This is a genomic window from Streptomyces sp. NBC_01334, assembly GCF_035983595.1.
In the GTDB taxonomy this organism is placed as follows: domain Bacteria; phylum Actinomycetota; class Actinomycetes; order Streptomycetales; family Streptomycetaceae; genus Streptomyces; species Streptomyces coriariae.
In genome coordinates, this window is record NZ_CP130718.1 from 7,976,458 (window position 1) to 7,999,524 (window position 23,067).

Consider the following 23,067-nt stretch of genomic DNA (forward strand, 5'->3'; position numbering starts at 1 on the left):
CCAACCGGGTTTCGTGTGCGCCGAGCGGACCGCTGCCGATGTCCCGTCCGCGGGACCCGACGCGCCCGGCACCCGGCCGACCCGGCCTCGCGGGCCGGCCGCCGCGGGGTGCGGCGCCTCAGCCGGGCCGGCCGTCGGGCTGCCAGCCCAGAGCCCGGGAGATCCCGCGTGCCGCGAGACGTACGGCCGGTGCCAGCACCGGTACCTGCGCGTCGGCGTGCGGGACGACGACCGACACGGCGGCCGCCACCGCACCGCCCGGTCCGCGCACCGGGGCGGCCACCGACAGGGCGTCGTCGGTGACCTGACGGCTGCTCACCGCGACGCCCGCCCGCCGGACTTCGGCCAGTACCCGGCGCAACCGCGTCGGATCCGTGATGGTGTGGGCGGTATAAGAGGCCAATGGGCCAGCGCAGTACTCCTCTTGGAGAGCGAAGTCGCTGTGCGCCAGCAGCGCGAGCCCCACGCCGGTCACGTGCAGCGGCCAGCGGGCGCCCACCCGGATGTGCACCCCGACCGCCGAACGCCCCGACAGCCACTCGGTGTAGACGACCTCGGACCCGTCCCGCACCGCCAACTGCACGTTCTCGTGCGTGGCTTCGTACAGGTCCTCCAGAAACGGCAGCGCGACCTGCCGCAGCGCCAGGCCGCGCGGCGCCAGCGCCGCGACCTCCCACAGTCGCAGCCCCACGTGGTACACGCCGGACGGGTCCCGCTCCAGGGCGCCCCACTCGGTCAGGGCGCTCACCAGTCGGTGCGCGGTGGTGAGGGTCAGGCCGGCGCGGCGGCTGATGTCGGTCAGGGACAGCGCGGGGTGCGTGTGGTCGAACGCGGCGAGCACGGCCAGCAGCCGGCCGGGCGCGGAGCGGGCGGTCACGGCGAGAACGCCCTGGTCCATCGGGTCCTCCTCACGGCATCAGGCGAGTCCGTCCTGGGCGATCCGCCGCAGCAGGGTGTGCAGCGTCTCGCGGTCGGCCGGGTCGAGCGGGTCCAGCAGTTCGTTCGTCACCCGCAGGCCCGCCTCGTCGGTGCCGCGAAGGAACGCGCGGCCGTCCTGCGTGAGGGCGACGATCCGGCTGCGGCGGTCGTCCGGTGCCGCGCGGCGCTCGGCGAAGCCCAGCTTCTCCAGGTCGTCGACGAGGCCGACGATCGCGCTGGGGTCATAGCCGAGCCGTGCGCTCAGCTCCCGCTGGAGGGCGCCCTCGGAGGTGGCGAGGAAGCGCAGCACCGCGTAGTGGCGCAGCCGCACTCCCGACTCCTGGAGGAACGTGTTGAACAACTGACCCGAGCGCAGTCCCAGGCGGTACAGCAGGTATCCCGTGTCCGCGTGCAGCCCGCGCATCCACGGCTCGTCCGCGTCGATCGGTGCGGCGTTGGTTGCGTTGTCATGGCGGGCGATGGCGGGCTCCCTGGGCTCGGTCCCCTTCCGGGGTGGTTCTGCGTACAGATTCCAGCATGACGCACCCGTAGGACTACAACAACTATTGACGTCAACAATTATTGCTCTTAGCTTCGATCTCGTAGTCAGCACCCCGCGCACCCCATGTGAAGGGACACCGTCGTGCCCAGCATCGATCTCACCGGCAAGGTCGCCGTCGTCACCGGCAGCGGTCGGGGCCTCGGCCTCGCCTACGCTCATGCCCTGGCCGCCCGCGGCGCGTCCGTGGTCGTCAACGACGTCGACGAGGCCGTGGCCGAGCAGGCCGTGAAGTCCCTCGTCGCGGCCGGCGGCAGGGCGGTCGCCGAGGTGGTCCCGGTCGGTACGACCGAGGCCGCCGACCGGCTGGTGAACCGGGCCGTGGAGGAGTTCGGCCGGCTCGACATCCTGGTCACCAACGCGGGCATCCTGCGCGACAAGGTGCTGTGGAAGATGACCGACGACGACTTCGACGCGGTGATCGCCACCCACCTCAAGGGCACCTTCACCTGTGCCCGCGCCGCCGCCGTACGGATGCGCGAGCAGGGTGAGGGCGGCACGCTGATCCTCGTCGGCTCCCCGGCCGGCCAGCGGGGCAACTTCGGCCAGACGAACTACGCGGCCGCCAAGGCGGGCATCGCCGCCTTCGCCCGCACCTGGTCCATGGAGCTGGGCCGCGCGGGCATCACCGTCAACGCGATCGTCCCGGTCGCCGCGACCGCGATGACCGAGACGATCCCCGCCTTCGCCCCGTACGTCGAGGCCCTGAAGAACGGCGAGCCGTTCCCGGACTTCCTGCGCAAGGGCGAGGGCTTCGGCACCCCCGAGGACTGCGCGGCGCTGGTGCCCTTCCTGGCCTCCGAGGCCGCCCGGGGCATCACCGGCCAGGCCATCGGCATCGGCGGCGACAAGGTGGCACTCTGGTCGCATCCGCAGGAGATCCGCGCGGCCTACGCCGACGGCGGCTGGACGCCCGAGACTCTGGCCGACGTCTTCCCCGCCTCGGTCGGTGCCGAGCTCCAGACGGTCGGCATCCCGGCCCCCACGTTCCCGGAGGCGTGATGAGCCCCTCCACGGCCCCCGCCGCGACGCCCGCCATGAACGTCGACGAACTGGTCGCGATCGACGTCCACACCCACGCCGAGGTGTCGTCCAAGGGCCACTCCTCGCTGGACGACGACCTGCACGACGCCTCCTCCGCCTACTTCAAGGTCGAGGGCAAGCGGAAGCCCACCCTGGAGGAGACGGCCCGCTACTACCGTGAGCGGAAGATGGCCGCCGTGATCTTCACGGTGGACGCCGAGTCCGCGACCGGCACGGCGCCGGTCCCGAACGAGGAGGTCGCCGAGGCCGCCGCCGCCAACGCCGACGTCCTCATCCCCTTCGCCTCCATCGATCCCTTCCGGGGGAGGGCGGGCGTGAAGCAGGCCCGGCGCCTGGTCGAGGAGTACGGGGTGAAGGGCTTCAAGTTCCACCCCAGCATCCAGGGCTTCTTCCCCAACGACCGCTCGGTGGCGTACGACCTGTACGAGGTGATCGAGGAGACGGGGACCATCGCCCTGTTCCACACCGGTCAGACGGGCATCGGCGCCGGAGTCCCGGGCGGCGGCGGGATCAGGCTCAAGTACTCCAACCCGCTGCACGTGGACGACGTGGCGGCCGACTTCCCGCACCTCAAGATCATCCTGGCGCATCCGTCCTTTCCCTGGCAGGACGAGGCGCTCGCCGTCGCCACCCACAAGCCGGGCGTGCACATCGACCTGTCCGGCTGGTCGCCGAAGTACTTCCCGCCGCAGCTCGTGCAGTACGCCAACACGCTGCTGAAGGACAAGGTCCTCTTCGGCTCCGACTTCCCCGTCCTCACCCCCGACCGCTGGCTCGCCGACTTCGACAAGCTGACGATCAAGGACGAGGTGAAGCCGAAGATCCTCAAGGAGAACGCCGCCCGTCTGCTCGGGCTGACCACACCGTAAGGGGCGTGGAAGATGCGCAACGAGGGACTGGGGTCGTGGCCCGCACGCCGGGCCCGCAAGACCCCGCACCGCACCGCGCTGGTCCACGGTGAGCAGTCGACGGACTATCGCACACTGTATACACGCACCACGCGCCTGGCCCACGCCCTGCGCGCCCGGGGTGTGCGGCGCGGCGACCGCATCGCCTACCTCGGCCCCAACCATCCCTCCTACCTGGAGACGCTGTTCGCCGCAGGCACCCTCGGCGCGGTGTTCGTCCCCCTCAACACCCGCCTCGCCGGCCCCGAGATCGCCTACCAGCTCGCCGACTCCGGCGCCAAGGCACTCGTCTACGGTCCCTCGCACGCCGGTCTGGTCGCCGGCCTGCCCGGGAACACGGACGTGCGGACGTACCTCGAGGTCGGAGCCGAATACGAAAGGGAGCTCGCCGCCGCCTCGGACGAACCGATCGACACGCCGGTCACCCCCGACGACACCTGCATCATCATGTACACCTCGGGCACGACCGGCCGCCCCAAGGGCGCCATGCTCACGCACGGCAACCTCACCTGGAACGCGGTCAACGTCCTCGTCGACACCGATCTGACCGCCGACGAACGCGCCCTGGTCTCCGCGCCGTTGTTCCACACGGCAGGCCTGAACATGCTGACCCTGCCGGTGCTCCTCAAGGGTGGCTGCTGCGTCCTGGTCGAGGCCTTCGACCCGGAGGCCACCCTCGGTCTGATCGAGCGGCACCGGATCACCTTCATGTTCGGGGTGCCGACGATGTTCGAGCAGGTCGCCCGGCACCCGCGCTGGGCGGACGCGGATCTGTCCAGTCTGCGGATCCTGACCTGTGGCGGCTCCCCGGTGTCGACGCCGCTGATCGCCGCCTACCAGGAACGCGGACTGACCTTCCTCCAGGGCTACGGCATGACCGAGGCGTCCCCCGGCACGCTGTTCCTGGACGCCGAGCACGCGGTCAGCAAGGCGGGCTCGGCCGGCGTCCCGCACTTCTTCAGCGACGTACGCGTGCTGCGTCCCGACCTCACACCCGTCGAGGTCGGCGAGACCGGCGAGGTCGTCGTCCGCGGGCCGCACGTCATGCCCGGCTACTGGGGGCTGCCCGAGGAGACGGCCGCCTCCTTCGCCGACGGCTGGTTCCGCAGCGGGGACGCGGCCCGGGTCGACGAAGACGGTTACGTGCATATCGTCGACCGCATCAAGGACATGATCATCTCCGGCGGGGAGAACATCTACCCCGCCGAGATCGAGGACCTGCTCCTCGCCCACCCCGACATCGTGGAGTGCGCGGTCATCGGTGTGTCCGACGACAAGTGGGGCGAGGTGCCGCGCGCGGTCGTCGTGCCTCGCGAAGGCACCTCGCTCGACCCCGACGAGGTGCTGGCCTCGCTGTCCGGGCGGCTCGCCAAGTACAAGATCCCCAAGTCGGTGGTGGTGGCGGACGAACTCCCGCGCACCGCCTCCGGAAAGCTCCTGAAGTCCCGGGTGCGCTCCCGGTTCGGCACCGACTCCTGAACAACTCTCCTGTGAACTCTCCTGTGAGGAACGGAATATGAGCATCACCGTCAACGGTCTCGACGAGCTGAAGAAGCTGGCCGGCAGCGACCTGGGCACCAGCGAGTGGATCGAGGTCACCCAGGAGCGCATCGACACGTTCGCGGACGCGACCGGGGACCACCAGTGGATCCATGTGGATCCCGAGCGGGCGGCCGCCGGGCCCTTCGGAGCGCCGATCGCCCATGGGTACCTGACACTCTCCCTTTTCATCCCGCTCTTCACCGAGCTGCTGGACGTCCAGGGCGTCTCGACCAAGGTCAACTACGGGCTGAACAAGGTTCGTTTCCCCTCGCCGGTCAAGGTCGGCTCGCGGATCCGGCTGGTGGCCGAGCTCACCGAGGTCGAGGACGTGCCGGGCGGGGTGCAGATCACCGTCGACGGGGCGATCGAGATCGAGGGGGGCGCGAAGCCCGCCGCGGTGCTGCAGAGTCTGTCGCGCTTCTACGCGTAGGGCGCCGCGGGCCGGGCCGTCCGGAACGGCGCTGTGGGGAACCGCGGGACCGGTGTCGCCGGTCGCGCGGTTCCCCGCGCCCCGTTCGGGGCGCTCAGCCGACGACGTCCACGAAGATCGGGTTGGAGTAGAACCAGGTGTCGGCCCACGGGTCGCCGTCGCCCGGCGCGTGCGGGATCGGGCCGTGCGGGTCCACGGAAGCGCCCAGGTAACCGGTTCCGTTCCGGTTGCCGTCGCTGCCGCGCAGACGGAGGTAGCAGGACTCGTCGCCCACCGTGACCGGGACGCGCAGGGTGTAGGTCCCCTTGCGGCCGCTCACGTCCGTCGTGCGGACCACCTTCGTGTCGGGAGCCCGCCAGGTGTCACGGTCGGACACCGCGCCGCGCACCGCGCCCCGGATCACGTCCACGTGTGCCAACTGCGGGAGGATTCCCCGGGGGTTGGGGCGGGAGGCACTGGTGACGGTGACCTCCAGCGTGAGCTTCTCGCCTTTGCGCACCCGGAGCCGGCCGCCGAGCGTGACGCCCCGCCCGTTGCTGTGCTCCCGCCGCAGCCGGACCTCCAGGCCGTCGAGCAGATGCCCGTGGTCCAGCCAGACCCGGCCCTCGCGCAGGCCCGTCATCACCGCGCGGTAGCCGTAGCGGGTCACGCCGACGTGGGTCCGGCTGAACTGCCCCGGCCAGAAGTCGCTGCCGGCCTGCGGGGTGTCGGTGTTCACCGGATCGGGCAGCCTGCCGGTGTTGTCGAAGTTCTGCCCGGCGGGCCAGTCACCGTTCTTCCAGGTGTCGAAGACGGTCCGGTGGTTGTCGGAGTTGGTGGTGACCGAGAACAGCCGGCCCTCGGCCAGCATCGAGTCCCACAGCCCGCCGACGGTCGCGGTGGCCCAGTCGAAGCCGCCGTAGGTGAGGTAGGCGTCCGCCGGGTAGCCCGCCCAGGACTGGGCGGACGGCTTGTTCTCGTACTCGCCGCGGATGGAGGTGGCACCGCGCCAGCCGGGGATCGCCGCGCCCTGGGCGCCCGGCGCGCCCTCCATGCCGATCATGATCTCGGGCGCCGCGTCGCGCCAGGCCCGCATCTCGTGCGGGGAGTCGATGCCGAGGCGCAGCGGGTGGTTGGCGAGGACCAGGACGTCGTCGACATAGCCGCTGCGGCGCTGCTCGGCCAGCCACTTGACCGCCTTGACGGCGTGCGCCTCGTTGCGGGCGGTGTCGGCCGCGCCGGCGGCTCCCTCGGTGTAGCCCAGCAGCTTGCCGTCGTAGGCGAGTTCGAACCGCGTGAGCAGGTCGACCTCGTGCGGGCCGGGGGCGGCGAACACCGTGCAGTGCTCGGCGGCCGGGATGTACCACTCCAGCCCCTGGAAGATCAGCTGGCGCGGGTTCGCGGCGCGGGCCTCGAGGATCTCCTTGTGCTCCAGCGCGGCGCCGTAGGAGGCGTGCCCGAAGTTGGAGTGCTCGTTGAAGACCATCCAGTCGAGGCCGTACCGGGCGGCGGCCCGGGCCTGCTGGGAGAAGGTGTACTTCGCGTCGTGGCTGTAGACGGAGTGGACGTGGTGGTCGCCCACCAGGTAGGCGAGCCGCGGGTCCTCACCGCCGTGGCCCCGGCCGGTGGCGGCGACGGCCGGGGTGGCCGCACCGCCGAGTGCGAACGCGGCGCCGAAGAGGCCGGCGCGGCGCAGAAGTCCGCGCCTCGACACGCCCTGGGCGTCGAGAACGGCGGGCGGGACGGACGGATCGGCCCAGGCGGGCAGCTGCTGCTCGGTCACGGTGATCCTCGTGCAGAAGGTCAGTGGTTCATGAAGGAGGTGACGGGCAGCGCCCGCGAGACGATCCGGACGTCGCCGAGGCGGCCGTGCAGGATCTGGTCGATCTGTCCGCCGTACTCGTAGCCGCCGAGCAGCCACGGCAGCCCGACGGAAGTGACGCCGACGGCCGCCGCCTTCGGGTTGCGCACCGCCGGGCAGCCCTCGACGTACAGCGTGGTGTGCCTGCCGTCGTTGACGACCGCGAGGTGCCACCAGGTCTCCAGCGGGGTCTCCTGACCCCAGTTGGTGGCGATGCCCTCCTGATTCAGCGGACGCATGGCCCACTGCGGTTCCCGGTCGTTGGACAGGGAGAGGGTGGCGAGCGGCTCGTCGGGGTCGTCGCCGGTCCTGCCCGCGGCGCCGCCTGTTCCGGTCCGGCTCACCAGCCCCGACCAGGCGTGGTGCGACGGGTCCCAGTCGGCCGGGAGACGGTAGAACGCCTCGATGGTGTAACCGTTCTTGAAGGTCGCCGAGTTGAGCGGGGCGCCGTCGACCGTGCGCAGGTAGGCGCCCTTCAGCGGGGACTTGTATCCCTGGAACTCCAGGCTGCCGTGGCCGGGTTGGTCGGGGTGGTGGTCGGAGGACCAGGTCAGGGAGCCGCCGCCCACCGTGACGAGGGTGAGGTCGTTGCCACGTCCGGACAGGTCGCGGACGGTGCCGCCGACCGCCGCACCGTCGTCGTGGCCGTCGAACCGCCAGTAGGCGACCGTGTCGCGCACCAGCACCTTCGACACGGGACGGGCAGGACGCGCGGGCACCGGATCGAAGCCCGCGAAGCGCTCGGCGAAGTCGATGTCGACCGTGAACCGGTCGGCGTCGCCGCTCAGTTCGATCTCCTGCCGCTCCAGCTCGTTGAGCCCCTTCGCGGCCCGGCCGAGGATCCACGGGGAGACCGTCTCCACGTCGATGACGTTCCGGTCGAGGTCGAAGCGGTAGAGGCGGATCATGGCGGCGCCGCCGAAGTAGCGATTCTGATAGTTCGTCAGATGCAGCTGCACATCATGTCCGGCCGCGTTCCTGCGCGTCGCCCGACCGGCGGGCCAGTAGTGCCCGTTGAGGGTGAGGAAGATCTGGTCGTGGTCCTCGATCAGTCGGTCCCACAGCTGCTGGCCGTACGGCGACAGGGAGTCGTCCTCGGCGACCAACTCGTGCGTGGTCAGGACGACCGGTGTCCTCGGGTGCCGGGCGAGGACGTCGGCGGCCCAGGCGTAGCCCTTCTCCGACAGCCGCCAGTCCAGCGCCAGCACCATCCACTCCCGGCCGCCCGCCCGGAACAGGTGGAAGGTGTTGTAGCCGTCGGGGGAGGCCCCGCCGAACGTGGGCTTCCCCTGGAAGCGCTGCGGGCCGAAGGCGTCCAGGTACGGGGTCGCGCCGCGCTGGTCGGTCGTCGACGACTTCACGTCGTGGTTGCCGGCCAGCACGCTGTAGCCGATCCCGCGCCGGTCGAGCAGCCCGAACGCCTCGCTGATCGCGGCGACTTCGTCCTTCGCCCCGTTCTGGGTGAGGTCACCCAAGTGGGACAGGAACACGAGGTTCTCGTGCTTGCCCTGGTCGAGGAGGTAGCGCAAGGACGCCTCGACCGGCGCCTTGTCGATGCTCGGGCCGTCGAAGAGATACTGCGTGTCGGGCATGACGGCGAGCGTGAAACGGCGGCTCTCCGGGTCCGGACGCCACTGGGCGGAGGCCGCCTCGGCGGTGGACGGCAGCGCGAGTCCGGCCGTGGCGGCCGCGCCGAGCAGCGCGGTGGCCCGGAGGAATCCGCGTCTTCCGGCACCGGCCTGCGCGGCCTCGCCCTGTTCGTGGGCATGCGAAGTACACACGTGTGCTCCGTAGGTAAGTCCGTTGCTGACAACGGGAGTTCAGAGGACGCGCAGGGTCCAGCTCCAGCGGTGGACGCCCGGTGCGACGAGGTAGGAGGGGAAGGTGTCGGGGCCGCACGACGCTGTGCCGAGGCCGCGGTGCGCCGCGTCGAGGTGCACCACGCAGCCGGCGCGCGGGACGAGTTCGTCGTGATGGGTGACGGCCGTGAGGTCCTCGGCGCGGTAGCGCGAGACGGAGACCTGGCGGGGCTCGTCCAGAGTGACGGAGAGGCCCGTGGCGTCCGGCGCGGAGAGCGTGAAGCGCCGCACACCGTGCCGGCCGCCGCTCTCCTGCGGACGCAGGTACGGGGTGAACAACTCGTCGACCCGGGCGTGGTGATGGCCCACCGGCGCGCCCGCGCTCCGGTCGGGGTACGACTCCCAGGGGCCCTGTCCGAACCAGTCCAGCCGGTCCGGTCCCGCCACCGTCTCGAAGACCGAGCCCACGCGCGCCACGTCGTCGAACTCCGCGGGAAGCTCGGCCTGTTCGTCGATCCGGATGCCGCCCTCGACCGGCGTGAAGACCTGCCGGTGCCGGACGACGCCGGTGGTGCCGGCGTACTCGGCGAGCACGGTCACCCCGTCGCCCTCCTGGTGTACGGACACCAGCCTGCGCACCAGGGCGTCCAGGCCCCACGTCCGCCAGCGCAGCGCCGCCCCGCCCAGCTCGTCGTTGTCGGTGGGCGCCCGCCACAGCGACAGCGCGGGCGCGGAGGTCAGCAGAGGGTGGACGAGGAGTCCGTCGGCGTCGATCTCGACGCGGCCGGAGCCCACCGGGTCCTCGACCGGCACCGGCGCCCGCAACCGCACCTGCGGCGCGCACACCACAGTGCCCCGCGGAGCCCACGGCAGATCCTGTCCCGTCCTCACCCGCAGCGTCAGCCACGCCTCTCCGCCGTCGTCCGGCAACGCGAACGGCAGCGGCACCTCGACCGTGCCGCCCGGGGGAAGGCCGGGCAGCTCGGCCTGCGCGGTGAGCGTCCCGCCGTGGGCGAGCGACAGCTCCCACTCGGCCGCGAGCCACTCCAGGCCCCGGAAGTGCTGGTGGTTGGAGACCGTCACCCCCTCCGGTCCGACGCCGTGCAGCCGTACCGGTGCGGAGAGTTCCCGGTGTTCGTACATCACCGGTTTCGGGGTGCGGTCCGGGAAGACGACACCGTCCGCGATGAACGCGCCGTCGTGGTCCTTCTCGCCGAAGTCGCCGCCGTACGCCCAGCGGTGTCCGGGCGCGGCGACAGCGTTGTCATAGAGTCCGGCGCCCCCACGCCCGACCGGTCTTCCGTCGTTCACACGCTGGAGAATGCCGTGGTCCCAGAACTCCCAGATGAACCCGCCCTGAAGACCCGGGGTGGCCTCGATGGCGGCCCAGTGGTCCGCCAGCGTCCCGTTGCTGTTGCCCATGGCGTGGGAGTACTCGCACTGGATGAGCGGCTTGGTCTGCCGCCCGGACAGCGCGTGTGCCACGCAGTCCTCCAGGGGCGCGTACATCGGGCAGGCGATGTCGGAGGCGACCTCCGGGTCGGCCCAGCCGAGCTTGGCGGCCCCCTCGTACTGCAACGGCCGGGTCGGGTCGTGCCGGCGCACCCAGCCCGCGGCGGCGTCGTGGTTGGCGCCGTAGTCGGACTCGTTGCCCAGCGACCAGATGATGACCGACGGGTGGTTCTTGTCCCGCAGCACCATCCGCGAGACCCGGTCGACGAAGGCGTTCAGATAGCGGGGGTCGTCGGCGATCTCGTGGGCGTGGTCGTGGGACTCGATGTTCGCCTCGTCGACGACGTAGAAACCGATTTCGTCGGCGAGGTCGTACAGCGTGGGGTCGTTCGGATAGTGCGCGGTGCGGATCGCGTTGAAGCCGAAGCGCTTCAGCAGGACCAGGTCGGCGCGCATGTCGTCGTACGACACCGTCCGTCCCGTCAGGGGGTGGAAGTCGTGCCGGTTCACCCCCCGGATGAAGACCCGCTCGCCGTTGACCAGCAGATCCCGGCCGACGATCGCCACGTCGCGGAAGCCGACCCGGTGGCGGGAGGTGTCGGCGACGGTGCCGTCGGCGCGGTGCAGCCGGACCGTGAGGTCGTACAGCTCGGGCGTCTCGGCCGTCCAGGTACGCACCTCGGGCACCCGCGCGCCCAGCCGTGCCTCGCCGAGGAAGGCGGAGACGCGCTCCTCCTCGGCGTTGGCCAGGTCGAACTCCGCGTCCTGCGCCAGCGGCAGTCCGTCCAGCTCCCCGCTCACGTACCAGCCCGCGGGCAGGGCTCCGCCCGAGTCCCGCACCTGGCAGTCGACCCGCAGCGCGCCGTCCCGCGCCGCCCGCACGCTCACGTCGGCCAGCCGCAGCGGGTCGGTGGCGTACAGCAGCACCGAGCGGGTGATCCCGGCATGCCACCACTGGTCCTGGTCCTCGATGTGCGAGGCGTCCGACCATTTGACGACCGTCAGCCGCAGCACGGACCGGCCGCCGGGGCGTACGACGCCCGACAGATCGAACTCGGCCGCCAGATGCGAGTCCTTGGAGATGCCGACGGGCCGCCCGTCCACATGCACCAGCAGCACACTCTCGGCGGCCCCGACCTGGAGCACGATGCGGCGCCCGGCCCACTCGGCGGGGATGTCGATCTCCCGCTCGTACACACCCGTCGGATTGTCCGCGGGCGACAGTGGGGGGAATTCTGTATACGGCATACGGACGTTCAGATACTGCGGAAGGTCGGCAGTGCCCTCGATGGTCTGCATGGTCCATACGCCGGGCACGAATGCCGTCGACCAGGGACCGCCGACCGGCGCGTCCGGAGCGGACAGCAACCGAAACCGCCAGTCGCCGTCCAGGGAGTTTGCTCCGGAGCGCCGGTCGACGGCGTTCATGGGCAGCCGTCCCCACGAGGTCACCTCGGGTGCCTCCCAGGGGCGGAGCGCCAGCAGCGGATCGGTCACTTGATCGCTCCCTTCGCGAGGTCGCCGATCATCTGACGGGCGCCGATCGCGAACACGATGAGCAGCGGGACCAGGGCGAGCAGCGCGCCGGTCATGACCATTCCGTAGTCCGTGGTGCCGTGCGTGCCGTTGAGCTGGGACAGCGCGACCTGGAGGGTCACGTTGTCCGGGTTGGTGAGGGCGATCAGGGGCCAGGCGTAGTCGTTCCACTGGCCCATGAAGGTGAAGATGCCGAGGAAGGCCAGTCCCGGCCGTACCACCGGGAGGGCCACGTGCCAGTACTGGCGCAGGAAGTTCGCGCCGTCGATGCGGGAGGCGTCGAGGAGTTCGTCGTGGATCGCGCCCTTCATGTACTGACGCATCCAGAAGATGCCGAACGCGTTGGCGGCGGCCGGCACGATCAGCGCCGTCATCGAGCCGATCCAGCCGAGCTTCGCCATGATGACGAACTGGGGGATGGCCTGGAGCTGCGCCGGGACCATGAAGATGAACATGAGCAACACGAACAGCAATCGCTTGCCCGGAAATTCGAACTTGGCGAAGACGAAGGCGGCCAGCGAGTCGAAGAACAGGACCAGGAAGGTCACCGATCCCGCCACCAGCAGCGAGTTGAACATCGAGCCGAAGAAGTCGATGTTGTCGAAAAGGCTGCGGACGTTTTCCAGGAAGTGCGTGCCCGGCAGCAGCTTGGGCGGATAGGAGAAGATCTCCGACGACGTGTGCGTCGACATGATCACGGCCCAGTAGAACGGGAAGGCCGAGAGCAGGACGCCGAGGACGAGAGCGGCGTGCAGCCCGATCCCTCTGCGGCGGGACCCGTCGATCCCCTTGGCGCGCCGTGTTTCTTGGGTGGATGCCATGGTGTGCGGGCCTCCCTATTCTTCGCCCCGGCGCTGCACCAGCCGCCAGTTGATGATCGAGAAGAGGACGACGACGAGGAAGATGCCCCACGCCACGGCGGCGCCGTAGCCGAAGTCGTTGTTGTCGAAGGTCTGTTGGAAGAAGTAGAGGACCATCGTCCGGCCGGCGTGGCCGGGACCGCCCGAGAACGTCGAGTCGTTCGAGGTGTTCTGGAGCAGTACCTGGGGTTCGGAGAAACTCTGCAGACCGGTGACCGTCGACACGACGAGCACGAACAGCAGCACCGGCCGCATCATCGGCAGCGTGATCCGGAAGAACGTCTGCACCGGCCCCGCGCCGTCCATGCGCGCCGCCTCGTACAGCTCGCTCGGCACGGTCTGGAGACCGGCGAGGAAGATGATCGCGTTGTAACCGGTCCACTGCCAGGTCATCAGCGTCGCGATGGCGATCCTGATGCCCCACGGGGTGTTCAGCCACGCGATCTGGTCGAAACCGATTGCCTGGAGGAAAGCGTTCACCAGGCCGAAGTTGGTGGAGAAGACCGAGCCGAAGATGATCGCGATCGCCACGACGGAGGTGACGTTCGGCAGGAAATAGGCGACGCGGTAAAGGTTCTTGAAACGGACCGCCGAGTTGAGCATCACGGCCGTCACCATCGCCAGGAAGATCATGGGGAAGGTGGCCAGCGCCCAGATGACGATCGTGGTCCCGATCGAGCTCCAGAACTCGGAGTCGCTCACCAGGTACTGGTACTGCGACAGTCCCGCCCACTCCATCGAGCCGAGGCCGTCCCAGCGGTGGAAGGAGAGGTAGAGCGAGAAGCCGACGGGGATCAGGCCGAAGCAGAGGAAGAGCAGGTAGAAGGGGGAGATCGCGGCGTAGAGGTGCCAGTACTTCCGCAAGCCCTGCCGGGGCCGGGTGACGGGGACGTCCGCCACGACCGCCGGGGGCTTCTCCAGCGCGGGGAGGGTGGCCATCAGTAGCTCACCCCCAGGTGCTTCGCGATGCGCCGGCACTTGCTCATGGCGTCACTCCATGCCTGCTCCGGGTCCTTGCCGAGGACACCGACGTTCTTGATCTCGTCCTTGATGGGCTGCCCGAGCGCGATGTCGAACGGGCTGTTGTAGGCGACCACGATCTTCTGCGCGGCCGGACCGAAGACGTCCATCGTGACCTGACCGCCGAAGAACTCGTCCGGCTCGCGCACCTGCTTCAGGTCGTACGAGGCGGGGGTCGAGGGGAAGAGCCCGGCGTCCACGAACCCCTGCGCCTGGTTGCCCGCGTCGAGCATCCAGCTGATGATCTGGAACGCCCGCTCGGGCTCCCGGCACGCCTTGGTGACCGACAGGAAGGAGCCGCCGTTGTTGGAGGGCCGCACGGGCATGTCGGCCACCCGCCAGCGGCCCTTGGTCTTCGGCACGCCGTTCTTGAGGTCGCTGGTGGCCCAGGAGGCGCCCAGCTGGCTCGGCAGCTTGCCGTCCTCGACGGCCGACAGCTGGTCCGGGGTGCCGGTGACCAGGTTGGAGACGATCTTGCGCTGTTTGGCCTCCACGGCGAGCGCCCAGGCGTTGCGCACATGCTCCTGGTCGCCGATGAAGTGGCGGTCCTTGTCGACGTACCGCTCGCTGCCCTGCTGGACCACGTTCTCGAAGACGCTGTTGACGTCGGTGAGCAGCGAGGTCCCCGGTATCCGCTGCCTGAGCCGCTCGCCCGCCGCGAAGAACTTCTCCCAGGTGTCGAGTTCCTTCGAGACGTCGGCGGGCTCGTAGGGCAGACCGGCCTTGCGGAAGACGGCGTACTGGTAGAAGTGCGCCACCGGCCCGCAGTCGATCGGGAAACCGACCATCCTGCCGTCGTCCGCGATGCCCTGCTCCCACTTCCAGGGCAGGTAAAGGGACTTGTACCTGTCCGCGCCGAGCGTGCGCAGGTCCACGAACTGGTCGGCGTTGGGCAGGTAGGACGCCATGTCCTCGCCCTTCAGGCCCGCGATGTCGGGGACGTGGGCGCGGCCCGCCATCGTGGTGATCAGCTTCGACCGGTAGTAGCCGCCGATCTTGATGGCCTGGAGGTCGACCGAGCTGTCGTAACGGGCCCTGGCGTTCTTGACGACCGTGTCGCCCAGGCCTCCGTCCCAGTACCACAGGACCATGTTCCGGCCGGTCGAACCGGTCGGAACGGCACAGCCGGACGCCAGGCCGCCGAGCGCCGTGGCGGCCGAACCGGCCAGGCCCGCACGGAGCAGGCCTCTACGTGAGAGCCGCACAGCTCCCACCGCCTTTCGGATCTGTTCGCGTCTTCGCAGACGGGGTGCAATTCGAGGGGCATGCGTGGGGTCGTCTTCTGGATACGGACGCGGTCAGGGCCGCGGGGCGGGCGGGGTGACCGGCGCGTACCGCACGGGCGGGCCGACGTCCGCCGGGATGCGGTCGGTGAGGAAGCCGTAGGCCCGCTTGAGCTCGGGGTCCCGCAGCGAGCGCCACCAGCGGTCCACGCCGTACCAGCCGGGGGCCGCCAGTGCCCCGCCGTGGTGCTGCACCGAGAGCCCGGCGGCGAGGACGGCGAACCGCAGCCGCTCCACCAGCGGCCAGCCGCCGAGCGAGGCCGCCACGAAGCTCGCGCCGAACACGTCACCGGCGCCCGTCGCATCCAGGACATCGATGTCAAGGGCGGAGACCTCGGCGTACTCGCCGGTCGCCTGATCGACCGCGATCGCGCCGTCGGCGCCCCGGGTGACCACCGCCACCGGCACCAGTTCCGCGAGCGTGCCGAGCGCGGCGATCGCGCTGTCGGTGCGGGTGTACGCCATCGCCTCGGCCTCGTTGGGCAGGAAGGCGTGGCACAGGGCGAGCTGGTCGAGCAGGTCGGTGGACCACCGCTCGGTGGGGTCCCAGCCGACGTCGGCGTAGATCTGGGTGCCGTTCGCGGCCGCCTTGGCGAGCCAGGCGCGCGGTTCGGCCTCGAGGTGCACGAGGGCCGTGCGCGCCTCGGGCGGGTCGCCCATCAGCACGTCCTGCGAGTACGGCGGCTCCTGGCCATGGGTGACCAGGGCGCGGTCGTGACCGTGCGCGAGGGCGACGGTGACCGGCGTGTGCCAGCCGGCGGCCACGCGGGAGAGAGCGAGGTCGACGCCCTCCTGGCCGGCGAGGACCTCGTGGCAGTGGGCGCCGTAGAAGTCGTCGCCGAAGACCGTGGCCAGCGAGGTCCTGAGGCCGAAGCGGGACGCGGCCACCGCGAGGTTGGCGATGCCGCCGGGGCCGCAGCCCATGCCGGCCGTCCAGATCTCCTCGCCCGGAGTCGGCGGTCCGCCGAGCCCCGTGAGGACGAGGTCGTAGAAGAGCAGCCCGGTGAGCAGCACCTCGGGCCGGTCGTCGTCCACCGCACATCCTCCTCGCCGGGGGGAGCTCGTCCCGTCGGGGGGAGCTCGTCAAAACTCTTCAATTCGGTGACCGGAATCGTGCGCCCCTCGGCGACATTGGTCAATACCTCAGCAGAAGTGAGCATAGATTTGATTGAAGATGACGAGTAGTGTTCATGCCGTGCTGGCAGAACGACGACATCAACTCATCCTGCGGGCCCTGCGCTCCGGTGGCCCCGCGGCCGTGACCGATCTCTCCGAGCAGCTGGGTGTGAGCCCCGCCACGATCAGGCGTGACCTGGTGAAACTCGAGGAGGACGGCCTGCTCACCCGGGTGCACGGCGGCGCCGTCGCGGAGGAGGGCGACCAGCCCTTCGCCGAGGTCGCCGAAGTGCGGGTGGGCGAGAAGGACGCCATAGCGGCCCATGCGGCGGCCATGGTCGCCGACGGTCAGTCGGTCCTCCTCGACATCGGCACCACCGCCTACCGCCTGGCCCGGCAGCTGCACGGCCGCCGCCTGACGGTCATCACCAGCAACCTCGTGGTCTACGAGGAGCTCGCCGACGACGAGGGCATCGAGCTGGTCCTGCTCGGCGGCATGGTCCGCCGCGAGTACCGCTCCCTGGTCGGCTTCCTCACCGAGGACAACCTGCGCCAGCTGCATGCCGACTGGCTGTTCCTCGGGACCAGTGGAGTGCGTCCGGGTGGGCAGGTGATGGACACGACGGTCGTCGAGGTGCCGGTGAAGCGGGCCATGATCAAGGCCGGTGACAAGGTCGTCCTGCTCGCCGACTCGGCGAAGTTCCCGGGTACGGGCATGGCGAAGGTCTGCGGTCCCGAGGACCTGGACGTGGTGGTGACGAACACGCCGGTCGATCCGGCGACCCGGTCCTCCTTCGAGGAGGCGGGCGTCGAGGTGGTCGTGGCAGGAAAGGTGCAAGCGTGAAACTGACGATTCTGGGCGGCGGCGGGTTCCGGGTGCCGCTCGTGTACGGGGCGCTGCTGACGGACCGCGCCGAGGGTCGGGTCACGGAAGTCGTTCTGCATGATCTGGACGACAGTCGACTGTATGCAGTCGCCCGTGTGCTGAACGAGCAGGCGGCCGTCGTCCCCGACGCGCCCCGGGTGACCGCCACCACCGACCTCGACGAGGCTCTGCGCGGCGCCGACTTCATCTTCTCCGCGATCCGCGTCGGCGGCCTCGAAGGCCGCGCGCACGACGAGCGGGTGGCCCTGGCCGAGGGCGTCCTCGGCCAGGAGACGGTCGGCGCGGGAGGCATCGCCTACGGTCTGCGGACGGTCCCCGTCGCCGTCGACATCGCCCGCCGGGTGGCCCGCCTGGCCCCCGACGCCTGGGTCATCAACTTCACCAACCCGGCGGGCCTGGTCACCGAGGCCATGTCCCGTCACCTCGGCGACCGGGTGATCGGCATCTGCGACTCACCGGTCGGGCTCGGCCGCCGGATCGCCCGCGTGCTCGGCGCGGACCCGAAACAGGCGTGGATCGACTACGTCGGTCTCAACCACCTCGGCTGGGTCCGCGGGCTGCGGGTCGCCGGTCGCGACGAACTCCCGCGGCTGCTCGCCGACGCCGACCTGCTCGGTTCCTTCGAGGAGGGCAAGCTGTTCGGCGTCGACTGGCTCCAGGCGCTCGGGGCGATCCCCAACGAGTATCTGCACTACTACTACTTCAACCGGGAAGCCGTACGGGCCTACCAGCAGGTCGAGAAGACCCGCGGCGCCTTCCTGGCCGACCAGCAGGCCCGCTTCTACGAGGAGATGAAGCGCCCCGACGCCGCGGCCCTGACCGCCTGGGACCGCACCCGCGCCGAACGCGAGGCCACCTACATGGCCGAGAACCGGGAGACGGCCGGCGCCGGCGAGCGGGACGCCGACGACCTCTCCGGCGGCTACGAGAAGGTCGCCCTCGCTCTGATGCGGGCCATCGCCCGGGACGAGCGCACCACCCTGATCCTCAACGTCCGCAACCAGGGCACCCTCTCCGTGCTCGACGCCGACGCCGTCATCGAGGTGCCCTGTCTGGTCGACGCCAACGGCGCGCATCCGGTGGCCGTCGCCCCGCTGCCCGACCACGCCACCGGTCTGGTCTGCGCGGTGAAGGGCGTCGAGCGCGAGGTGCTGGCCGCGGCCGAGTCGGGCTCGCGCACGACGGCCGTGAAGGCGTTCGCGCTGCATCCGCTGGTCGACTCGGTGAACGTGGCCCGCAAGCTGGTCGAGGGCTATACCGACGTCCATCCCGGGCTGGCGTACCTTAGGTGAGCCCCGGAGGGAAAGCGCTTTCCCCGCGCTTCCCTCCGACCGGCGCTTCCCCCGGCCCCCCGGCCTCCCCGCCCCTCGTGGTCCCTCTCTGGAGATTCCCCATGCATGACGAACGCCGCCGCATCGAGGAGCGCGTCGAGCGCGTCCACAACCAGCGCATCAAGCCCGCGATCTACGCGGCCAGCGTGCCCTTCGAGGTCGAGGCCTGGCAGGCGCCGGGAGAGCCCGTCCCCTTCGCGGAGGCCGCGGCCGCCGCCTACGAGCCCTTCGCGATGGACACCCCGTGGGGCCCGCCGTGGGGCACCACCTGGTTCCGGATGCGCGGGCAGGTGCCCGCCGAGTGGTCCGGCAAGCGCGTCGAGGCCGTCATCGACCTCGGCTTCGTGGGTGACTGGCCCGGCAACCAGGCCGAGGCCCTCGTCCACCGCACCGACGGGACGCCGCTGAAGGCGGTCAACCCGCTCAACCAGTACGTGCCGATCGGCAATCCGGCGACCGGCGGGGAGAGCGTCGACTACCTGGTCGAGGCGGCCTCGAACCCCGACATCCTGGCGAACGACTTCGCGGGCCCGACCCTGCTGGGCGATGTACTGACGGCGGGCGACCGTCCACTGTATACATTCCGCCGCGCCGACATCGCCGTCCTGGACGAGGAGGTCTGGCACCTCGACCTCGACCTCCAGGTGCTGCGCGAACTCATGGTCCACCTCGGCGAGCACGAGCCGCGCCGGCACGAGATCATGCACGCCCTGGACCGGGCCATGGACGCCCTCGACCTGGACGACGTCTCCGGCAGCGCCGCGGCCGTCCGCGAGGTCCTCGCGCCGGTGCTGGCCAGCCCCGCCCACGCCAGCGCCCACACCATCTCCGGCGTCGGTCACGCGCACATCGACTCCGCCTGGCTGTGGCCGATCCGCGAGACGAAGCGCAAGACCTCCCGCACCTTCTCCAACGTCACCTCGCTCGCCGAGGAGTACGACGACTTCATCTTCGCCTGCTCGCAGGCCCAGCAGTACGAGTGGGTGCGCGACAACTACCCGCAGGTGTGGGCGCGCATCCAGGAGTCGGTGAAGAAGGGCCAGTGGGCGCCGGTCGGCGGCATGTGGGTCGAGTCCGACGGCAACCTGCCCGGCGGCGAGGCGATCGCCCGCCAACTGGTCCATGGCAAGCGGTTCTTCATCGAGCACTTCGGCATCGAGACCAAGGGCGTCTGGCTGCCGGACTCCTTCGGCTACAACGCCGCCTACCCGCAGCTCGCCAAGCTCGCCGGGAACGAATGGTTCCTCACCCAGAAGATCTCCTGGAACCAGACGAACAAGTTCCCCCACCACACCTTCTGGTGGGAGGGCATCGACGGCACCCGCATCTTCACGCACTTCCCGCCCGTCGACACCTACAACGCGCGGTTCAGCGGCGAGGAGATGGACCGCGCCGTGCGCAACTACTCGGAGAAGGGTGGCGGTACGCGTTCGCTCGCCCCCTTCGGCTGGGGGGACGGCGGTGGCGGCCCCACCCGCGAGATCATGGAACGGGCGCGTCGGCTGGCCGACCTGGAGGGCTCGCCCAAGGTCGTCGTCGAGCACCCCGACACGTTCTTCGCCAAGGCCCGCGCGGAGTACCAGGACGCCCCCGTCTGGGTCGGCGAGCTCTATCTGGAGCTGCACCGGGCCACGTACACCACCCAGGCCCGCACCAAGCAGGGCAACCGCCGCAGTGAACACAAGCTGCGCGAGGCAGAGTTGTGGGCGACCACGGCCGCACTGCACGCGCCGGGCTACGCCTACCCGTACGCGAAGCTCGACCGGCTCTGGAAGACCGTGCTGCTGCACCAGTTCCACGACATCCTGCCGGGTTCCTCGATCGCCTGGGTGCACCGCGAGGCGGAGGCGGAGTACGCACGGGTCGCCGAGGAGCTGGAGGTGCTGACGGCCGAGGCGGTCGCCGCGCTGGGCGGCGGGCGGCCGGGCGGCGCGCTCCGGGTGTTCAACACCAGCCCGTTCGGCCGTGCCGAGGTGGTCCGTACGCCGGAGGGCGCACCGGCGTACGTCGAGGTGCCCGCGAGCGGCAGCGCGCCGCTGACCGGCGCGGAGCCCCCGCGACCGGTGACGGTCTCCGGGCGGATCCTGGACAACGGGCTGGTCCGGGTACAGGTCGCGGAGGACGGCACCCTGTCGTCCGTATTCGATCTGCGGGCGAACCGTGAAGTCCTCGCCGACCAGGGCAATCTGCTGCGCCTGCACACCGACCTCCCGAACTACTGGGACGCCTGGGACATCGACAAGCACTACCAGAACCGGTACACCGACCTGCTGGAGCCGGACGCGGTGACGGTCGTCGAGGAGGACCCGCTCGTCGGCGCGATCCGGGTCACGCGCTCCTTCGGCAAGGGCTCGACGATCACCCAGACCATCACGCTCCGCGCCGGCAGCCCCCGCGTCGACTTCGAGACCGACATCGACTGGCACGAGGCGGAGAAGATCCTCAAGGCGGCCTTCCCGGTGGACGTCAGGGCGCCGCATTCCTCCGCCGAGATCCAGTTCGGCCACATCCAGCGCCCCACCCACACCAACACCAGCTGGGAGGCGGCCCGGTTCGAGGTCTCCGGCCACCGCTGGGTGCACATCGGCGAACCCGGCTACGGCGTCGCGGTCATCAACGACTCCACCTACGGCCACGACGTCTCCCGCACGGTCCGCGAGGACGGCGGTACGACCACCACCGTCCGCCTCAGTCTGGTCCGCGCCCCGCGGATCCCGGACCCCGAGGCGGACCAGGGCCGGCACCGCTTCAGCTACGCGCTGCTCCCCGGCGCGAGCATCGAGGACGCGGTCACCGAGGGCTACTCCCTCAACCTCCCGCTGCGCGTGGCCGACGCGGCGGACGCCGCTCCCGAGCCCGTCGTCTCGGTGGACGGCGCCGGGGTCACCGTCGAGGCGGTCAAGCTCGCCGACGACGAGTCCGGTGATGTCGTCGTCCGGCTCTACGAGTCCAGCGGCGGCCGTTCCACCGGCACCCTGCGCACCGGCTTCCCGCTCGCGGGCGCCCGGGTGACCGACCTGCTGGAGCGGCCGCTGGAGCCCGCGGTCGTCGGCGAGGACGGCACGGTCGCCGTCGTACTGCGGCCGTTCCAGATCCTGACGCTCCGTCTGGAGCGCGCCGCAGCCGGCTGCTAGCCCCGGCCTCGGGGGCGGGCGCGACCGATGCGCGCCCGCCCCGCCCCGAAGTTCCCTGCTCTGCGGAGGAGTTCAGTCGTGCCCATGCAACCCTGGTTCACCGACGCCAAGTTGGGGATCTTCGTCCACTGGGGCATCTACGCCGTCGACGGTGTCCAGGAGTCCTGGTCCTTCTACGACGACATCGTGCCCCACGACCGGTACATGTCCCAGCTCGACCGCTTCACCGGCGCCCACTACGATCCGCGGGCCTGGGCCGACCTGTTCGCCCGCGCCGGCGCCGGTTACGCCGTCCTCACCAGCCGCCACCACGACGGTGTCGCCCTGTGGGACACGGCGTACGGCGATCTGAACCTGGGCCGCGACTATCTCACCGGTTACGCCGAAGCCCTGCGCGAGAAGGGCCTCAAGGTCGGTCTGTACTACTCGCACTCCGACTGGAACCACCCGGACTACGCCACCACCCGCAAGCCGGGCCGCCCGCCGGAGATGGAGGACAACCGCTACTCGGAGTGCTCCGCCGAGGACGAGGACCTGGAGGCCTGGGAGCGGTTCCTCGCCTACCGGGACGGTCAGATCCGCGAGTTGGCCTCGCGCCACCGGCCCGACCTGATGTGGTTCGACGGCGAGTGGGACCGCAGCGAGGAGCAGTGGCGCATCAAGGAACTCGCCGCGCTGATCCGCTCGTACTCCCCGGACGTCGTCTTCAACGCCCGCATGCTCAGCGAGGGCGACTACGCCACCCCCGAACAGGGCGCACCCATCGAACCCCCCGCCGGGCCGTGGGAGTTGTGCCTGACCATCAACGACTCGTGGGGATACCAGCACCACGACCACAACCACAAGTCCGTCCCCCAGCTGGTCCGCTACTTCGCCGAGACCATCGGTGGCGGCGGCAACATGCTGCTCGACGTCGGCCCGATGGAGGACGGCACCATCCCGGCGCCGCAGGTCGAGCGCCTCGAAGGCCTGGGGGAGTGGATCCGCAAGCACGCGGAGGCCGTGTACGGGACGGTGCGGGGGCTGCCGGCCGGGCACCACTACGGGCCCAGCACCCTCTCCGCCGACGGCCGCACCCTCTACCTCACCCTGTTCGACATCCCGCGTTCCGAGATCGGCGTCCGGGGTCTGGTCACGCCGGTCCGCAGGGTCACCGTGCTCGGTACCGGAACGGAACTCGCCCACCGTGTCGTCGGCGGACTGCACGAGGCGGTCGGTGTGCTGTGGATCGACCCGCCGGCCGGCTCCGACCTCGACCCGCACGCCACGGTCCTCGCCCTGGAACTGGACGGCGAACTGGAGCTGTACCGGGGGTCGGGACGCTTCTGAGGCACCCTGTCGGCCCGGGTCGGGTGGGCCGGGGGCGGCCGAACCGGCCGTACGGCGGGCGGAGAACGTGATGCGGGCCG

The 23,067-nt window shown here is 70.5% G+C and carries 17 protein-coding genes; 8 read left to right on the top strand and 9 right to left on the bottom strand.

Annotation, left to right across the window (positions count from 1 at the left end; all coding sequences use genetic code 11):
* Positions 1-118: 118 nt before the first annotated feature.
* Both OG736_RS35515 and OG736_RS35520 read right to left on the bottom strand, forming a co-directional pair.
* On the bottom strand, positions 119-898 hold the full coding sequence (locus tag OG736_RS35515; protein WP_327186040.1) for an IclR family transcriptional regulator: 780 nt from the start codon (positions 896-898) through the stop codon (positions 119-121).
* A gap of 18 nt (positions 899-916) precedes the next feature.
* Positions 917-1,342, bottom strand: coding sequence for a MarR family winged helix-turn-helix transcriptional regulator (locus tag OG736_RS35520; protein WP_327186041.1), 426 nt, complete (start codon positions 1,340-1,342; stop codon positions 917-919).
* A 219-nt stretch (positions 1,343-1,561) separates the two neighbouring features.
* Between OG736_RS35520 and OG736_RS35525 the strand changes: the two genes are divergently transcribed.
* The 4 genes from OG736_RS35525 to OG736_RS35540 are packed head-to-tail and all read left to right on the top strand — an operon-like array spanning position 1,562 to position 5,401.
* Positions 1,562-2,479 (top strand): SDR family NAD(P)-dependent oxidoreductase, encoded by a 918-nt coding sequence (locus OG736_RS35525; protein WP_327186042.1) that lies wholly within the window; start codon positions 1,562-1,564, stop codon positions 2,477-2,479.
* A gap of 35 nt (positions 2,480-2,514) precedes the next feature.
* Entirely contained in the window at positions 2,515-3,390 is an 876-nt protein-coding gene (locus tag OG736_RS35530; protein WP_327187805.1) for an amidohydrolase family protein, read from the top strand.
* A gap of 12 nt (positions 3,391-3,402) precedes the next feature.
* The gene (locus tag OG736_RS35535; RefSeq protein ID WP_327186043.1) at positions 3,403-4,908 is read left to right on the top strand and encodes an acyl-CoA synthetase; all 1,506 of its coding nucleotides are present in this window, start codon (positions 3,403-3,405) and stop codon (positions 4,906-4,908) included.
* A 37-nt stretch (positions 4,909-4,945) separates the two neighbouring features.
* A complete protein-coding gene (locus OG736_RS35540) occupies positions 4,946-5,401 on the top strand; it encodes a MaoC family dehydratase (protein WP_327186044.1) in 456 nt (151 codons plus the stop codon).
* Positions 5,402-5,495: 94 nt separating this feature from the next.
* On the opposite strand, the gene OG736_RS35545 is transcribed toward OG736_RS35540, so the two are convergent.
* The 7 genes from OG736_RS35545 to OG736_RS35575 all read right to left on the bottom strand — a co-directional run bounded on the left by OG736_RS35545 (position 5,496) and on the right by OG736_RS35575 (position 16,226).
* Complete coding sequence (locus tag OG736_RS35545) at positions 5,496-7,163, bottom strand: histidinol-phosphatase (protein WP_327186045.1); 1,668 nt, start codon at positions 7,161-7,163, stop codon at positions 5,496-5,498.
* A 20-nt stretch (positions 7,164-7,183) separates the two neighbouring features.
* Entirely contained in the window at positions 7,184-9,022 is a 1,839-nt protein-coding gene (locus OG736_RS35550; protein WP_327186046.1) for a LamG-like jellyroll fold domain-containing protein, read from the bottom strand.
* 39 nt (positions 9,023-9,061) lie between these two features.
* On the bottom strand, positions 9,062-11,989 hold the full coding sequence (locus tag OG736_RS35555) for a glycoside hydrolase family 2 TIM barrel-domain containing protein (protein ID WP_327186047.1): 2,928 nt from the start codon (positions 11,987-11,989) through the stop codon (positions 9,062-9,064).
* On the bottom strand, positions 11,986-12,849 hold the full coding sequence (locus OG736_RS35560) for a carbohydrate ABC transporter permease (RefSeq protein WP_020129348.1): 864 nt from the start codon (positions 12,847-12,849) through the stop codon (positions 11,986-11,988). Before OG736_RS35560 ends, OG736_RS35555 begins: the two co-directional genes overlap by 4 nt.
* 15 nt (positions 12,850-12,864) lie before the next feature.
* Positions 12,865-13,827, bottom strand: a complete 963-nt coding sequence (locus OG736_RS35565) for a carbohydrate ABC transporter permease (protein ID WP_327186048.1) — start codon at positions 13,825-13,827, stop codon at positions 12,865-12,867.
* Entirely contained in the window at positions 13,827-15,113 is a 1,287-nt protein-coding gene (locus OG736_RS35570; RefSeq protein WP_327186049.1) for an ABC transporter substrate-binding protein, read from the bottom strand. The genes OG736_RS35565 and OG736_RS35570 overlap by 1 nt, the downstream gene beginning before the upstream one ends.
* A 93-nt stretch (positions 15,114-15,206) precedes the next feature.
* Positions 15,207-16,226 carry a carbohydrate kinase family protein gene (locus OG736_RS35575; RefSeq protein WP_327186050.1) on the bottom strand — a complete coding sequence of 340 codons (1,020 nt, stop codon included), beginning with the start codon at positions 16,224-16,226 and terminating at the stop codon, positions 15,207-15,209.
* Positions 16,227-16,386: 160 nt separating this feature from the next.
* On the opposite strand from OG736_RS35575, the gene OG736_RS35580 reads away from it, so the two are divergent.
* The 4 genes from OG736_RS35580 (at position 16,387) to OG736_RS35595 (ending at position 22,987) form a co-directional block, all read left to right on the top strand.
* Positions 16,387-17,151, top strand: a complete 765-nt coding sequence (locus OG736_RS35580) for a DeoR/GlpR family DNA-binding transcription regulator (RefSeq protein WP_020129352.1) — start codon at positions 16,387-16,389, stop codon at positions 17,149-17,151.
* A complete protein-coding gene (locus OG736_RS35585; RefSeq protein WP_327186051.1) occupies positions 17,148-18,485 on the top strand; it encodes a 6-phospho-beta-glucosidase in 1,338 nt (445 codons plus the stop codon). The genes OG736_RS35580 and OG736_RS35585 overlap by 4 nt, the downstream gene beginning before the upstream one ends.
* 101 nt (positions 18,486-18,586) lie before the next feature.
* A complete protein-coding gene (locus OG736_RS35590; protein ID WP_327186052.1) occupies positions 18,587-21,658 on the top strand; it encodes an alpha-mannosidase in 3,072 nt (1,023 codons plus the stop codon).
* A 78-nt stretch (positions 21,659-21,736) separates the two neighbouring features.
* Entirely contained in the window at positions 21,737-22,987 is a 1,251-nt protein-coding gene (locus OG736_RS35595; protein ID WP_327186053.1) for an alpha-L-fucosidase, read from the top strand.
* Positions 22,988-23,067 lie beyond the last annotated feature (80 nt).

Bases quoted from the DNA above. Each gene is read 5' to 3' on its own strand.
- OG736_RS35515 (WP_327186040.1), bottom strand. From the start codon at position 898: ATGGACCAGGGCGTTCTCGCCGTGACCGCCCGCTCCGCGCCCGGCCGG.
- OG736_RS35560 (WP_020129348.1), bottom strand. From the start codon at position 12,849: ATGGCATCCACCCAAGAAACACGGCGCGCCAAGGGGATCGACGGGTCC.
- OG736_RS35530 (WP_327187805.1), top strand. From the start codon at position 2,515: ATGAACGTCGACGAACTGGTCGCGATCGACGTCCACACCCACGCCGAG.
- OG736_RS35540 (WP_327186044.1), top strand. From the start codon at position 4,946: ATGAGCATCACCGTCAACGGTCTCGACGAGCTGAAGAAGCTGGCCGGC.
- OG736_RS35535 (WP_327186043.1), top strand. From the start codon at position 3,403: ATGCGCAACGAGGGACTGGGGTCGTGGCCCGCACGCCGGGCCCGCAAG.
- OG736_RS35520 (WP_327186041.1), bottom strand. From the start codon at position 1,342: ATGCGCGGGCTGCACGCGGACACGGGATACCTGCTGTACCGCCTGGGA.
- OG736_RS35590 (WP_327186052.1), top strand. From the start codon at position 18,587: ATGCATGACGAACGCCGCCGCATCGAGGAGCGCGTCGAGCGCGTCCAC.
- OG736_RS35565 (WP_327186048.1), bottom strand. From the start codon at position 13,827: ATGGCCACCCTCCCCGCGCTGGAGAAGCCCCCGGCGGTCGTGGCGGAC.